Source organism: Rhizobium sp. WYJ-E13, from assembly GCF_018987265.1.
Classification (GTDB): domain Bacteria; phylum Pseudomonadota; class Alphaproteobacteria; order Rhizobiales; family Rhizobiaceae; genus Rhizobium.
The window spans coordinates 1,270,923-1,284,866 of the sequence record NZ_CP076854.1; the positions used below are offsets into that span (position 1 = coordinate 1,270,923).

A 13,944-nucleotide genomic window follows, 5' to 3' on the forward strand; every position below is an offset into this window, starting at 1 on the left:
AGGGCTACACTTATCTCCAGCTACCACGATAACGTGGGAAGGAGAAAAGCGATGAAGCACGACAACGATAACGTCGGCAGGAACCCTGCTTCCAACTCGCGGATCACAAAACAGCTCCGTGAATTCTGGCGCGACCTGGTGGATGAGGCCGTTGCTGCACTCCAGCAAGGTCGCCAGCCGCAGCTGCTGCTCCAACCGGTGCGGGTTATTGCGCGGGCGCGGGATCGAAATCGCCCCCAGCAGCGTTATTAGGCATGCGCCGGCATGGCGTGGAGGGGGCATGACGCCTCCGACACCATGCGGATCGGCAATGTAAGGAAGACCGTCATGAAATCGATTGTGTCATTCTGCCTGTTCGCATCCCTTCTGCTGGCCGCAAACGACGCGTCTGCGGCGATCGAGGAAGCATCGCTTCCGCCGCCACAGCAGGAAGAAAAGCTGGTGCCGGCCAACCTCGAGCTCACCTTTACCGGGCCAGTCGATCTCGCCCACTCGACGGCCACCCTTCTCGATGCCCAGGGCCTGGCATTGCCGACCGGCAAACCATTCCTCTCCGGCCCGGAAGGTTCCGTCTTCAAGGTCCCGCTCGATCCAGCAATAGCGCCCGGTGTCTATACACTCAACTGGCGTGTCCTCTCGATGGACGGCCACAGCGCTCAGGGCCAATACCAATTCCGGGTCGATCCCTGAATTTTCCGATACAAACTGTTCGAAATTGCGCCGTGCCGTCCAGGCACGGCTTTTTTGTCTATCGGGCCACCTATGCGCGTGTTGATCGCATAAAGGCATTTATAAGATTTTTATATTGATGCCTCTTTCCCAGTCTCGAACCTTTATGCGCTTCGGCCACATATTAATGTCCGAGAGATCGCAAAGATCGTCTCCACGCCAGAAAGCATAAAGGTGCCGCCTCGGCGAGACGGCGCCCTTTGTCTTGTCTGACTCCAAGAATATCAACCGGAGTCACGATCGATGATGGATATAATTCTACTCGGCACTGCAATCATTTTTTTCGGGCTTTGCTTTGCCTATACGCGCGCCTGCGACAGGCTTTGACAGGAGAAACACTGATGACCCTCGATTATGTCTTGAGCGGTGCCGTGACCGTGTTTCTCACCGTCTACCTCACCTACGCTCTCATCCGCCCAGAACGTTTCTGACAAAACCGGCGCTTCTCTTTCGGAAGCAGCCGGGTACTGAAAGTTTCCTCCCATGACCCTCAACGGATGGCTTCAGATCCTGCTTTACTGCGGGATCGTCCTTGTGCTCGTCAAACCGCTCGGCGGTTACATGACGCGTGTCTTCAGCGGCGAGCGCACATTCCTCTCACCGGTCCTCGTTCCGATCGAACGGGGACTTTACGCCGTTGCCGGCACCAGCGAGCGCGAAGACCAGCACTGGACCTCCTATGCCTTCGCCATGCTGATGTTCAATCTGCTTGGCGTCATCGTGCTTTACGCGCTGATGCGTCTGCAGGGCGTACTGCCCTATAACCCGGCCGGCATGGCCGCAGTGCCCGAAGAGCTTTCGTTCAATACCGCCGTCAGCTTTGTCACCAATACGAATTGGCAGAATTACGGCGGCGAAAGCACGATGTCATACCTGGTGCAGATGATGGGCCTGACGGTTCAGAACTTCGTCTCGGCTGCGACCGGGATGGCGATTGCCGTTGCCTTCATCCGCGCCTTTTCGCGCGCATCGGGCAAGGGGATCGGCAATTTCTGGGTCGATATGATCCGCGCAACGCTCTATATTCTGCTGCCGATCTGCATTGTGCTGACGCTTGCCTATGTCTGGCTTGGCGTGCCCCAGACACTCGGCCCCTATGTCGATGCGACGACGCTTGAAGGCGCCAAGCAGACGATCGCCGTCGGCCCCGTGGCCTCGCAGCTTGCCATCAAGATGCTCGGCACCAATGGCGGTGGCTTCTTCAATGTCAACTCCGCCCATCCCTTCGAAAACCCGAACGCGATCTCGAACCTCATCCAGATGGTATCGATCTTCGCGATCGGTGCAGCCCTCACCAATGTCTTCGGCCGCATGGTCGGCAATCAGCGCCAGGGCTGGGCGATCCTGGCTGCCATGGGCGTCCTCTTCATCGTCGGCGTCGGCATCACCTATTGGGCAGAAGCTGCCGGCAACCCGCTGATGCATGCCTTCGGTCTTGAGGGGGGCAACATGGAAGGCAAGGAAGTGCGCTTCGGCGTCGCCATGTCCTCGCTGTTTGCGGTCATCACCACGGCTGCTTCCTGCGGCGCGGTCAATGCCATGCACGGCTCGTTCACTGCGCTCGGCGGCCTGATCCCGCTCATCAACATGCAGCTCGGCGAAATCATCGTCGGCGGTGTCGGCGCCGGCTTCTACGGCATCCTGCTCTTCATCATCGTCGCCGTCTTCGTGGCGGGTCTGATGGTCGGCCGCACGCCGGAATATCTCGGCAAAAAGATCGAGGCGAAGGAAATGAAGATGGCTGTTCTCGCCATCCTTTGCCTGCCGCTCGCCATGCTGGTCTTCACTGCCATTGCCACCGTGATGCCTTCGGCTGTCGCCTCCGTCGGCACGGCCGGTCCACACGGCTTTTCCGAAATCCTGTATGCCTACACGTCGGGCGCGGCGAATAACGGTTCGGCTTTCGGCGGCCTGACGGGCAACACGCCCTGGTACAATATCTCGCTCGGCATCGACATGCTGATGGGCCGTTTCCTTGTGATCATTCCCGCGCTTGCCATTGCCGGCTCGCTGGTTGCCAAGAAGACGGTTCCGGCCTCGGCGGGCACTTTCCCGACGGACGGCCCGCTCTTCGTTGGCCTGCTCGTCGGCACGATCCTGATCGTTGGCGGCCTTACCTTCATGCCGGCACTGGCTCTCGGTCCGGTTGTCGAGCATCTCGTTGGCCTTGCGGGCCAGACATTCTGAGGGCTCAGCCATGCTCGTGCGCCGCAGGCTCCGAAAAGCCTTCCATCCACGTCCCGGTCTGCCGGGGCGTGGAGCCCAGCGGATGCCGCGCGCCTCCGACATCATCCTGGTGATGATGGCAGGCCTGCTCGTCGTCGTCTGCGCAATCAGAATTTTACAGGGCTGACCGGCAGTCCGGTTCGCCATCCTCGTTTCAAAGCTGGAGTCTCTTATGAGCCAGGCAAAATCCGCGAGCATCCTTGATTCTCGCATTCTCATTCCGGCCGTGGGTGCAGCTTTCACCAAGCTCAACCCACGCACCCTTGCGAAAAACCCGGTCATGTTCGTCGTGGCCACGGTCTCGGCACTGACCACCGTTCTGTTCTTGCGCGACCTCGTCTCGGGCAACGGCAATCTCGGCTTCTCCTTCCAGATCAATCTCTGGCTCTGGTTCACCGTGCTCTTTGCCAATTTCGCCGAAGCCGTCGCCGAAGGCCGCGGCAAGGCGCAGGCCGAATCGCTGCGCAAGGCGCGCACCGAAACACAGGCCAAGCTGCTGACAGCCAATAATGGCAGCGGCTACCGCATGGTGCCCGGCACGAGCCTGAAGGTTGGCGATCTCGTTCTTGTCGAAGCCGGCGACATCATCCCTTCCGACGGCGAAGTCGTCGAAGGTGTCGCCTCGGTCAACGAAGCGGCCATCACCGGTGAATCCGCTCCCGTCATCCGTGAATCCGGCGGCGACCGCTCGGCCGTAACCGGCGGTACGCAGGTTCTTTCCGACTGGATCCGCGTGCGCATCACGGCGGCTGCCGGCTCAACATTCCTCGATCGCATGATCTCGCTCGTTGAAGGGGCGGAACGCCAGAAGACGCCGAACGAAATCGCGCTCAACATCCTGCTTGCCGGCATGACGCTGATCTTCGTACTCGCAACGGCAACGATCCCGAGCTTTGCCTCCTATGCCGGCGGCTCGATCCCGATCATCGTGCTCGTTGCCCTTTTCGTGACGCTGATCCCGACCACGATCGGCGCCCTGCTTTCGGCGATCGGTATTGCCGGCATGGACCGCCTCGTCCGCTTCAACGTGCTCGCCATGTCCGGCCGCGCCGTCGAAGCCGCCGGTGACGTCGACACGCTGCTGCTCGACAAGACCGGCACGATCACGCTGGGCAATCGCCAGGCGACCAGCTTCCGCCCGGTGCGCGGAATTTCCGAACAGGATCTCGCCGATGCGGCCCAGCTTGCTTCGCTCGCCGATGAAACGCCTGAGGGACGTTCGATCGTAGTGCTCGCCAAGGAAAGATACGCGATCCGCGGCCGCGACATGGCAGGCTTGAAGGCCACCTTCGTGCCCTTCACCGCCCAGACCCGCATGAGCGGCGTCGACCTCGAAGGGTCTGCGATCCGCAAAGGTGCCGTCGATGCGGTACTCACCTACGTCAATGGGGACGCTTCCTCGAAGAACGGCGCCGAAGTCGTTCGCGAACTGCAGTCGATATCAGACGACATCGCCAAGACCGGCGGCACCCCGCTCGCCGTTGCCCGCGATGGCAGATTGCTCGGCATCATCCAGCTCAAGGATATCGTCAAGGGCGGCATCCGCGAGCGTTTCAACGAGCTGCGCCGTATGGGCATCCGTACAGTCATGATCACGGGCGACAACCCGATGACGGCAGCCGCCATTGCAGCCGAAGCCGGCGTGGACGACTTCCTCGCCCAGGCAACACCTGAAAACAAGCTGCAGCTGATCCGCGAGGAACAGGCCAAGGGCAAGCTGGTCGCCATGTGCGGCGACGGCACGAACGATGCGCCGGCACTGGCGCAGGCTGACGTCGGCGTCGCCATGAACACCGGCACCGTTGCGGCCCGCGAAGCCGGCAACATGGTCGACCTTGACTCCGACCCGACGAAGCTCATCGAAATCGTCGAAATCGGCAAGCAGCTCTTGATGACTCGCGGCGCGCTGACGACCTTCTCGATCGCCAACGACATCGCCAAGTATTTCGCCATCATTCCGGCGATGTTCCTGACCTTCTACCCGCAACTCGGCGTGCTCAACATCATGGGCCTCGCCACACCGCAGAGCGCCATCCTGTCGGCGATCATCTTCAACGCGCTGATCATCATCGCGCTGATCCCCTTGTCGCTGAAGGGTGTCCGTTACCGCCCGATCGGGGCCGGTGCGCTGCTGTCCCGCAACCTGCTGATCTACGGCCTCGGCGGCATCATCGTCCCCTTCATCGGCATCAAGGCGATCGACATCGTCATCACGGCCGTCGGCCTCGCCTAAGGAGATATCCAATGTTTAGAGAAATTCGTCCGGCAATCGTCATGATCGTTGCCACCACGGCCATCACCGGCCTCCTCTACCCGCTCGCCATGACAGGGGTCGCCCAGGCTCTCTTCCCCTCTCAGGCAAACGGCAGCCTCATTGAAAAGGACGGCCAGGTCATCGGCTCCACGCTCATCGGCCAGGCCTTCACCAGCGACAAGTATTTCCACGGCCGCCCATCCGCCGCGGGTGACGGCTACAATGCCGCTGCATCCTCCGGCTCCAACCTCGGCCCGACCAGCCAGAAGCTGATCGACCGCGTGAAGGGCGACTATGATGCGGCCAAGGCGGCGAACCCGAATGCCGAGGTTCCTGCCGACCTCGTCACCGCTTCGGGCAGTGGCCTCGACCCACACATCTCGCCCGATGCCGCCTATTTCCAGGTGCCGCGCGTCGCCAAGGCGCGTGGTGTCGACGAAGCCAAGGTCAAGGCGCTGGTCGATGCGGCCGTGACCGGCCGCGAACTCGGCCTGCTTGGCGAGCCGACCGTCAATGTTCTGGCGTTGAACCAGAGCCTTGATGCTTCTATGACTCAGTAAAGGTTGAGAGCCCCGGAGCGCTGCAGGCGGGCCGGGGCTCGCTCGTGAAGAAAGACCGGACCGCATGCCAGACGACAACCGCGACCAGGCCGGCAGGCCCTCGCCCGATGCGCTCCTTGAAAAGGCCCGGGCGGAGTCGCGCGGGCGCCTCAAGATCTTCCTGGGTGCTGCACCAGGCGTCGGCAAGACCTATGAAATGCTCGTCTCCGGCCGCGCCAAGATGGCCGACGGCTTCGATGTGGTTATCGGCGTTGTCGAAGCCCACGGCCGCAAGGAAACCGAGGCGCTGCTCGCCGGTTTTGAAATCATCCCTCGCATCAAGGTCGCCTATCGCGGCCAATCGCTCGAAGAGATGGATCTCGACGCCATCATCGCTCGCAAGCCCGATCTCGTTCTCGTCGACGAGCTTGCCCATACCAATGCCGAGGGCAGCCGCCATCCGAAGCGCTATCTCGACGTCAAGGAGCTGCTTGATCGCGGCATCGATGTCTATTCGACGCTGAACATCCAGCATGTCGAAAGCCTGAACGACGTTGTTTCGCAGATCACCCGCATCCGGGTGCGCGAGACCGTGCCGGACTCTGTCATCGACATGGCCGACGATATCGAGATCATCGACCTGACACCCGACGACCTCATCAAGCGCCTCCATGACGGCAAGGTCTATGTAGCAAGAACCGCCGAGCGAGCGCTGACCAACTATTTCACCCCCGGCAACCTGACGGCTCTGCGCGAGCTTGCGCTGCGCAAGACCGCCCAGCGGGTCGACGACCAGCTGCTGACCCATATGCAGGCGCATGCGATTTCCGGCCCATGGGCTGCCGGCGAGCGCGTGCTGGTGTCGATCGACGATCATCCCCGCTGCGCCTCGCTCGTGCGCTACGCCTCGCGCATGGCTGCGCGCTTGCGCGCGCCCTGGGCTGCCGTCTATGTCGAGACCAACCGCTCCATCAATCTGTCGGAAACGCAGCGAGACACGATCGCGGCCACGCTCCGGCTTGCCGAACAGCTCGGCGGTGAGGCGATCACCATTCCCGGTCGCGAAGTCACCGAAGAATTGGTGCGCCACGCCACCGCCAACAATGTCACCCACATCGTCATCGGCGCACCGAAGAAGCCGACATGGCGCGAATGGTGGTGGAGCCGCTCGACGACTGACGAGCTCATCCGCCAGGCCGGCGATATCAGCGTTCATGTCATTTCCGGGAGCGAGAAAGACACGGCTTCGCAGCGCGGTGTCAAGGCAGCCCCGAGCGCCCCGGCGCTGAATTTCAGGGCCTATATCGTCTCGACAGCCTATGTCGCCATCGCTCTGGCCGTCGGTGTGGTGCTCGATCAGGTGCTCGATGTGCGCAACCTGGCGCTCGTTTTCCTGATGGCGGTTCTGACGTCAGCGGTCATCCATGGACTGAGACCGGCGCTTTATACGTGTATCCTCAGCGCGCTCTCCTTCAACTTCTTTTTCCTGCCGCCACGCTACACGCTGACGATCAGCGACCCCGAAAGCGTGCTGGCACTGTTCTTTTTCCTCGGCGTCGCCATTATCGCCTCAAATCTCACGGCGACGGTGCAGCGTCAGGCAGCAGCGGCTCGTCAAAGGGCGCGAACGACCGAAGACCTCTATCTCTTTTCCAAGAAGCTCGCCGGTACCGGCACGTTGGATGACGTCCTCTGGGCGACCGCCTTTCAGCTTGCCTCGATGCTCAAGGTGCGCGTCGTTTTGCTCCTTCCGGAAGAAGGCTCCATCGCGGTTAAGGCCGGCTATCCGCCTGACGATACGCTCGACGATGCCGATATTGCCGCCGCCCGCTGGGCCTGGGAGCATAATCACGCTGCCGGACGCGGCGCCGATACGCTGCCGGGCGCCAAGCGTCTCTATGTACCGCTGCGCACCGGCCGCACGGCCGTCGGCGTCATCGGACTGGACAGCGACCGTCGCGACGGCCCGCTGCTGACGCCCGAGCAGCAACGTCTTCTGGACGCCCTGGCGGATCAGGCAGCACTCGCCATCGAGCGTGTCCAGCTTGTCGCCGATGTCGATCGCGCCAGACTTGCTGCGGAGGCAGATCGCTTGCGTTCGGCCCTGCTGACTTCGATTTCGCATGATCTGAAGACGCCGCTTGCGGCGATCCTCGGCGCGTCCGGCACGCTGCGCGACTATTTCGATTCCATGACTGCGGAGGACCGCACCGACCTTCTCTCGACCGTCGTCGATGAATCCGAGCGCCTCAACCGCTTCATCGCCAACCTGCTCGACATGACGAAGATCGAATCCGGTGCCATGGAGCCGAACTATGCACTGCACTATGCCGGCGACATCGCCGGCAGCGCGCTGCGCCGCGCTGCCAAGATTCTCGATCGTCACAGAACGGAAATGACGATCCCCGCAGACCTGCCAATGGTCCGTGTCGATCCCGTGCTCTTCGAGCAGGTCCTCTTCAACCTGCTGGACAATGCCGCGAAATACGCGCCCGAGGGTTCGGTCATCCGCATCGAGGGTTGGGCGGACGCCGACAATGTCGTCGTCCAGGTCTCCGACGAAGGCCCGGGCATTCCCCCTGCAGACCTCACCCGTGTCTTCGACACCTTCTACCGCGTGCGCAAGGGCGATCAGGTCCGCGCCGGCACTGGCCTCGGCCTTTCCATATGCCGGGGCTTCATCGAGGCAATGGGCGGAACGATCACCGCCGGCAACCGGACGGACCGGTCCGGCGCCGTTTTCACCATCCGCCTTCCCAAACCGAATGACATTCCCAAACTGGATGAACTCAAATGACCGGTTCAGCCGTCAAGATTCTCGTAGTGGACGACGAGCCCCCGATCCGCAAGCTTTTACGCGTCGGCCTTACCGCACAGGGCTACGAAGTCCATGAAGCGCCGAATGCCGGTGCTGCCCGCCAGTCCGTCAAGGACGACCAGCCCGATCTCATCGTGCTCGATCTCGGTCTTCCCGATATTTCGGGCCATGACCTTTTGCGGGAATGGCGCGAGGATGGGCTCACCATGCCCGTCGTCATCCTGTCGAGCCGTACCGACGAAGCCGGCATCGTCAAGGCGCTGGAAACCGGTGCCGACGACTATGTGACCAAGCCCTTCGGTGTTAACGAGCTCGGCGCACGAATCCGCGTGGCGCTCCGCCATCGGCTGCAACAGCAGGGAGAAAAGGCGATCTTTCAGACCGGCGGTCTGTCGATCGATCTCGTCAAGCGCATCGTCAAGGTTGACGGCAGGGAGATCAAGCTGTCGCCGAAGGAATACGACATCCTGCGCGTGCTCGCCCAGCACGCCGGCAAGGTTCTGACACATCAATTTCTTCTGAAGCAGATATGGGGTCCGGCGGCGGACGTGCAGTATCTGCGCGTCTATGTGCGCCAGCTGCGGCAAAAGGTCGAGCAGATTCCCGACCAGCCACACTATATCACCACCGAGACCGGCGTCGGCTACCGGCTCCGTGAGCCTGACTGATACAAGTCGAAACAGCATCGAGAATGAAATGAACCTCTCCAACATCATCCGGCCGGAGCATACCTTCATCGGCCTGTCGGTGACGACCAAGTGGCGCGCGCTGCAGGCGATTTCCGAAAAGGCCGGCAAGGCTTTCGAAATTGACGGCCAGACCGTGCTGAAAGCGCTCGAATCCCGCGAGAAGCTCGGCTCTACCGGCATTGGCAACGGCATTGCCGTTCCGCATGCGGCGATCGACGGCATGACGAGCCCACGCGGCCTCTTGATCCGCTTCGCTCAACCACTGGATTTCGATGCGATCGACGATATCCCGACAGACATCGCCTTCGTGCTGCTCTTCGGGGAAAACAATCGTGGGGAATATCTGAACGTGCTTGCCGCCATCGCCCGCCGGCTTCAGTCGGATGGCGTCTTGGCCGCCATGCGAAAAGCCAGAAGCGTCGATGAATTCTATTCGGATTTCATAGCAGATTCGCGCATATAAGAGAAAATTCGCTTCGCGCTTTCGACCTTCTCCCCGCCATAGCGGGGGGAAGGCAAATCGGAACAAAGGGGCCGCTTCGACCCCTTTTTATTAGAAGTCGCGCTGGAGACGCAGGAAACCGAAGACTTCGTCGTCGCCGTCTTCTTCGTCGTGATACTGAACGCTGAGCTTGCTGCGCAGATCTTCAACGATCTGGTAGTCGATGGTGACGCCAGTCGTGTAAGCGCTGCCGCCGCTGAAGTCGCCATCGGCATCGAGATCGATCTTGTCGAAGTACTGGAAGGCCGGGGTAACGGCCCACTTGTCGGTGAGCTTCACCTTATACTCGGCAGCGACCGTCCATTCGGACGCTTCGTAATAGTAGTTAGCACCGCTGGCCCAGATGCCAGCGAGGCCGAGGGTGCCGGGGCCGATGTCGGCATACAAGATTGCGCGAATAGCGCCTTCTTCGTTGTCGCTATCGTAACCACCGAGCAGGTAGCCGCTGAATGCGCCGCTCTTGAAAGAAACCTGGGCTGCAACGCCGAAGTTGTTCGGACCTTCGCCCGGCTTCTCGTCGTAGGCTTCTTCAAGTTCGTCGACAGAGATACCGGCTGCGAAGCGGTCGGTCTCGTACTGATAGCGGATCGAGTTGTGAGTCGTCTCGTTGCTCGAGAGCGTGTCCGTCTCGCCGCTCAGATCGTCATCCCACCAGCTGTACTGCTTACCAACGCGGAAGCCGGCGATATCGATGTAACCTTCATCGAGCGTCGTCGTCTGGTTGGTAGCGTTGTCAGCGTTGGTACGCAGCGTGATAACGCCCGTCAGCGTGCCGTACTCGGTGTCGTTCTTGGTCTGGAAGGTGACCTGACCACGGGTAACGGCATCCCAGTCGGAGTCGCCGCCGACGTTTTCGCCAGCGTTAAGCTGGAAACGGATGTAACCGCTGATCTGAAGGCACGTTTCGGTGCCCGGGATGTAGAAGTAGCCAGTCCCGTAGGCGTCGCAAACGCGAACATATTCTACGGGCTCCGGCTCGGCTGCGACGATAGCGTCGGCTGCATGTGCTCCGGAAACCGCTGCAAGGGCGGCAACAGAGCCAAGAAGGATAGTTTTAATAGACATCAGAAAGACCTTTTACGGTTTGAAAGAGGCAAGCAGTGCTTCAAGGACACCCCCACCATCGGTCGCCGAATCCCAACGACCGGAAGTCCATGTAGGCACTCGAAAACGTCAGCGCTGCAAAAGAAGACTAAAAATCGACACACCAATGTCACTTTGGCGGTCGAACTGTGGCAGAAAAATCACGACTATGGCGCAGCGCCTTAATTAGCCGCGGGCCGACTGGCAGCACGTCCCATTCGCAATCACCCGCTGAAAATGGGATGGCTTTCTAAGGTTGGTCCCCGGAAGCGGAACAATCTTCGTTTCATTATACGACTTAGTTGATAGAGTTTAGCGTATAACCACGGAGGGTTCCCATGCAGACTTCAAGGCTCACACGGCTCATCGCGGCCGCGGTCATGGCAGGCAGCTTTGCGATCGGCAGCGTCGCGCCCGCATTCGCCGACCAGACGCTTCTCAACGTATCCTATGATCCGACGCGCGAATTGTATAAGGATTTCAACGCCGCCTTCGCTGCAAAGTGGAAGACCGACACTGGCGAAGCCGTAACGATCCAAGCCTCTCACGGTGGTTCCGGCGCCCAGGCGCGATCGGTCATCGACGGCCTTGATGCCGATGTCGTGACGCTGGCCCTCGAAGGCGACATCAACGCAATTGCCAAGGCAACGGGCAAGATTCCAGCCGACTGGAAGACTAGGCTCCCCAACAATTCGACCCCTTACACGTCGACGATCGTCTTCCTCGTGCGCAAGGGTAACCCCAAGGGCATCAAGGATTGGAGCGACCTGATCAAGGACGACGTGCAGGTCATCACGCCGAACCCGAAGACTTCGGGCGGCGCCCGCTGGAACTTCCTTGCCGCCTGGGCATGGGCCAAGCAGGCGAATGGCGGCGACGAAGCCAAGGCACAAGACTACGTCACCAAGCTCTTGCAGCACGTTCCGGTTCTCGACACCGGCGCACGTGGCGCGACGACCACCTTCGTCCAGCGCGGGCTCGGCGACGTACTACTCGCCTGGGAAAACGAAGCCTATCTCTCGCTCGAAGAACTCGGTCCCGACCAGTTCGAGATCGTGACCCCATCCTTCTCGATCCGTGCCGATCCGCCGGTTGCAATCGTCGACGGTAACGTCGACAAGAAAGGCACCCGCAAGGTCGCAGAAGCCTATCTGAACTACCTCTATTCGGATGAGGGCCAGAAGATTGCGGCGAAGCACTATTACCGCCCGATCAAGCCGGAAGCAGCCGATCCGGCCGATATTGCCCGCTTCCCGAAGCTGACGCTCGCGACGATCGATGACTTCGGCGGATGGAAGGATGCGCAGCCGAAATTCTTCGGCGACGGCGGCGTATTTGACCAGATCTACCAGCCGGCCCAATAATAGATCTTATGAGCGCACATAACCCCACACGGTGGCGGTTCAAGCGGCCGAGCGTCATTCCGGGTTTCGGATTGGCGCTCGGCCTTACCTTGATCTGGCTCACCCTCATCGTCCTCATTCCCCTGTCCGGCCTTGCCTGGCGGTCGAGCGCACTCGGCTGGGAGACGTTCTTCGGCATCGCATTCGACCAGCGGACATTGAGCGCGCTGCGCATCAGCTTCGGCTGTGCGTTCATCGCTGCCTGTCTCAATGTCGTCTTCGGCGTTATCCTTGCCTGGGTTCTGGTGCGTTACCGGTTTCCCGGCAAACGCATTATCGACGCCATGGTGGATCTGCCCTTCGCCCTGCCGACGGCCGTCGCCGGCATAGCACTGACCACTCTCTACGCTCCGAACGGCTGGGTCGGGCAATTCTTGACGCCGCTCGGCATCAAGATCGCCTTCACGCCAGCCGGTATCGTCGTTGCCCTCATCTTCGTCGGCCTGCCCTTCATCGTGCGAACGGTCCAGCCGGTCATGGAAGAGATCGACAAGGAAGTAGAGGAAGCCGCCGCCACGCTTGGCGCCAACCGCTTCCAGACCATCGCGCGCGTGCTGCTGCCGGGCCTTGCGCCGGCGGTACTGACGGGCTTTGCGCTCGCCTTTGCCCGCGCCGTCGGCGAATATGGTTCGGTCATCTTCATCGCCGGCAACCTGCCGTTCAAGTCGGAAATCGCCCCGCTTTTGATCGTCATCAAGCTCGAAGAGTACAATTATGCGGCTGCGACCGGCATTGCGGCGATGATGCTGATCATCTCCTTCGCGATGCTGCTCGTCATCAATCTCATCCAGAGCTGGAGCAGACGGAGGTACGGTTATGGCGTCTGATACCATCCCATCGACCGAGCCGCACAAGCTCCATTCGGCGGTCACCGAAAGCAAGGTCGCCCGCGTCACGCTGGTCGCCATCTCGCTCGTCTTCCTGCTTTTGATCTTGCTTCTGCCGCTGGCGGCGGTCTTCGTCGAGGCCTTCCGCAAGGGTGCCGGCTCATTTTTCACATCGCTTCAGGATGCCGAAACCTTTTCGGCGATCCGCCTGACGCTGATCGTCGCCGGCATCAGCGTGCCGTTGAACCTGACCTTCGGCGTCGCCGCCGCCTGGGCCGTCGCCAAGTTCGAATTCAAGGGCAAGGCGTTTCTGACGACGTTGATCGACCTGCCCTTTTCGGTTTCGCCGGTCATTTCAGGCCTCGTTTTCGTGCTGCTCTTCGGCGCCAACACCTGGCTCGGCCAGTGGCTGAGTGCCAACGACATCAAGATCCTGTTTGCAGCGCCGGGACTGATCCTCGCCACCATGTTCGTCACCTTCCCCTTTGTCGCGCGCGAGCTCATTCCGCTCATGCAAGAACAGGGAACGCAGGATGAGGAGGCCGCCCTTTCGCTCGGTGCCAGCGGCTGGCAAGCCTTTTGGCACGTCACACTGCCGAACATCAAATGGGGCCTGCTTTACGGCGTGCTGCTCTGCAATGCCCGCGCCATGGGAGAATTCGGTGCCGTGTCGGTTGTATCGGGCCATATTCGCGGCCAGACCAATACGATGCCGTTACAGGTGGAAATCCTCTACAACGAATATAATTTCACCGGGGCCTTTGCGGTCGCTTCGCTTCTAGCCTTGCTTGCCCTTGTCACGCTTGTTTTGAAGACGCTGCTGGAAATGCGCTATAGCGCCGAAATCGCCGCCAGCCGGCGGCACTGAAGGAAT

General features: G+C 60.8%; 14 protein-coding genes. 13 read left to right on the forward strand and 1 reads right to left on the reverse strand.

Features of this window, described 5'->3' with window-relative positions:
• Window positions 1-51 precede the first annotated feature (51 nt).
• From KQ933_RS27340 to KQ933_RS27385, 10 genes are all read left to right on the forward strand, one after another.
• On the forward strand, window positions 52-252 hold the full coding sequence (locus tag KQ933_RS27340) for a hypothetical protein (protein ID WP_216759134.1): 201 nt from the start codon (window positions 52-54) through the stop codon (window positions 250-252).
• A gap of 75 nt (window positions 253-327) precedes the next feature.
• Complete coding sequence (locus KQ933_RS27345) at window positions 328-690, forward strand: copper resistance protein CopC (RefSeq protein WP_216759135.1); 363 nt, start codon at window positions 328-330, stop codon at window positions 688-690.
• A gap of 380 nt (window positions 691-1,070) precedes the next feature.
• Window positions 1,071-1,160, forward strand: coding sequence for a K(+)-transporting ATPase subunit F (locus KQ933_RS27350; protein WP_007825856.1), 90 nt, complete (start codon window positions 1,071-1,073; stop codon window positions 1,158-1,160).
• Between the two features lie 52 nt (window positions 1,161-1,212).
• Entirely contained in the window at window positions 1,213-2,916 is a 1,704-nt protein-coding gene (gene kdpA / locus KQ933_RS27355; protein WP_216759136.1) for a potassium-transporting ATPase subunit KdpA, read from the forward strand.
• Window positions 2,917-2,926: 10 nt separating this feature from the next.
• Window positions 2,927-3,082, forward strand: a complete 156-nt coding sequence (locus KQ933_RS27360) for a hypothetical protein (protein WP_216759137.1) — start codon at window positions 2,927-2,929, stop codon at window positions 3,080-3,082.
• A 45-nt stretch (window positions 3,083-3,127) separates the two neighbouring features.
• Window positions 3,128-5,188: a potassium-transporting ATPase subunit KdpB gene (gene kdpB / locus KQ933_RS27365; protein WP_216759138.1), complete on the forward strand. Its 2,061-nt coding sequence runs from the start codon at window positions 3,128-3,130 to the stop codon at window positions 5,186-5,188.
• An 11-nt stretch (window positions 5,189-5,199) separates the two neighbouring features.
• Entirely contained in the window at window positions 5,200-5,769 is a 570-nt protein-coding gene (kdpC, locus tag KQ933_RS27370; protein WP_216759139.1) for a potassium-transporting ATPase subunit KdpC, read from the forward strand.
• 64 nt (window positions 5,770-5,833) lie between these two features.
• Entirely contained in the window at window positions 5,834-8,545 is a 2,712-nt protein-coding gene (locus KQ933_RS27375) for a sensor histidine kinase KdpD (RefSeq protein ID WP_216759140.1), read from the forward strand.
• A complete protein-coding gene (locus tag KQ933_RS27380; RefSeq protein WP_216759141.1) occupies window positions 8,542-9,234 on the forward strand; it encodes a response regulator transcription factor in 693 nt (230 codons plus the stop codon). Before KQ933_RS27375 ends, KQ933_RS27380 begins: the two co-directional genes overlap by 4 nt.
• A gap of 28 nt (window positions 9,235-9,262) precedes the next feature.
• Window positions 9,263-9,718: a PTS sugar transporter subunit IIA gene (locus KQ933_RS27385; protein ID WP_216759142.1), complete on the forward strand. Its 456-nt coding sequence runs from the start codon at window positions 9,263-9,265 to the stop codon at window positions 9,716-9,718.
• Between the two features lie 90 nt (window positions 9,719-9,808).
• Here KQ933_RS27385 and KQ933_RS27390 read toward each other — a convergent pair whose 3' ends face one another.
• Window positions 9,809-10,822, reverse strand: coding sequence for a porin (locus KQ933_RS27390; RefSeq protein WP_216759143.1), 1,014 nt, complete (start codon window positions 10,820-10,822; stop codon window positions 9,809-9,811).
• A gap of 356 nt (window positions 10,823-11,178) precedes the next feature.
• Between KQ933_RS27390 and KQ933_RS27395 the strand changes: the two genes are divergently transcribed.
• Genes KQ933_RS27395 through cysW form a run of 3 tightly spaced genes read left to right on the forward strand, consistent with a single transcriptional unit; the run spans window position 11,179 to window position 13,938 of the window.
• The gene (locus tag KQ933_RS27395) at window positions 11,179-12,204 is read left to right on the forward strand and encodes a sulfate ABC transporter substrate-binding protein (RefSeq protein WP_216759144.1); all 1,026 of its coding nucleotides are present in this window, start codon (window positions 11,179-11,181) and stop codon (window positions 12,202-12,204) included.
• Between the two features lie 8 nt (window positions 12,205-12,212).
• Window positions 12,213-13,070 carry a sulfate ABC transporter permease subunit CysT gene (cysT, locus tag KQ933_RS27400; protein WP_216759145.1) on the forward strand — a complete coding sequence of 286 codons (858 nt, stop codon included), beginning with the start codon at window positions 12,213-12,215 and terminating at the stop codon, window positions 13,068-13,070.
• Window positions 13,060-13,938: a sulfate ABC transporter permease subunit CysW gene (cysW, locus tag KQ933_RS27405; protein ID WP_216759146.1), complete on the forward strand. Its 879-nt coding sequence runs from the start codon at window positions 13,060-13,062 to the stop codon at window positions 13,936-13,938. Before cysT ends, cysW begins: the two co-directional genes overlap by 11 nt.
• The last annotated feature ends 6 nt before the right edge of the window (window positions 13,939-13,944 follow it).

Coding starts and splice junctions, on each gene's coding strand:
- KQ933_RS27375 (WP_216759140.1), top strand. CDS start 5,834: ATGCCAGACGACAACCGCGACCAGGCCGGCAGGCCCTCGCCCGATGCG.
- KQ933_RS27350 (WP_007825856.1), top strand. CDS start 1,071: ATGACCCTCGATTATGTCTTGAGCGGTGCCGTGACCGTGTTTCTCACC.
- kdpA (WP_216759136.1), top strand. CDS start 1,213: ATGACCCTCAACGGATGGCTTCAGATCCTGCTTTACTGCGGGATCGTC.
- KQ933_RS27340 (WP_216759134.1), top strand. CDS start 52: ATGAAGCACGACAACGATAACGTCGGCAGGAACCCTGCTTCCAACTCG.
- KQ933_RS27395 (WP_216759144.1), top strand. CDS start 11,179: ATGCAGACTTCAAGGCTCACACGGCTCATCGCGGCCGCGGTCATGGCA.
- kdpB (WP_216759138.1), top strand. CDS start 3,128: ATGAGCCAGGCAAAATCCGCGAGCATCCTTGATTCTCGCATTCTCATT.
- KQ933_RS27360 (WP_216759137.1), top strand. CDS start 2,927: ATGCTCGTGCGCCGCAGGCTCCGAAAAGCCTTCCATCCACGTCCCGGT.
- KQ933_RS27385 (WP_216759142.1), top strand. CDS start 9,263: ATGAACCTCTCCAACATCATCCGGCCGGAGCATACCTTCATCGGCCTG.
- cysW (WP_216759146.1), top strand. CDS start 13,060: ATGGCGTCTGATACCATCCCATCGACCGAGCCGCACAAGCTCCATTCG.
- cysT (WP_216759145.1), top strand. CDS start 12,213: ATGAGCGCACATAACCCCACACGGTGGCGGTTCAAGCGGCCGAGCGTC.
- KQ933_RS27345 (WP_216759135.1), top strand. CDS start 328: ATGAAATCGATTGTGTCATTCTGCCTGTTCGCATCCCTTCTGCTGGCC.
- KQ933_RS27390 (WP_216759143.1), bottom strand. CDS start 10,822: ATGTCTATTAAAACTATCCTTCTTGGCTCTGTTGCCGCCCTTGCAGCG.
- KQ933_RS27380 (WP_216759141.1), top strand. CDS start 8,542: ATGACCGGTTCAGCCGTCAAGATTCTCGTAGTGGACGACGAGCCCCCG.
- kdpC (WP_216759139.1), top strand. CDS start 5,200: ATGTTTAGAGAAATTCGTCCGGCAATCGTCATGATCGTTGCCACCACG.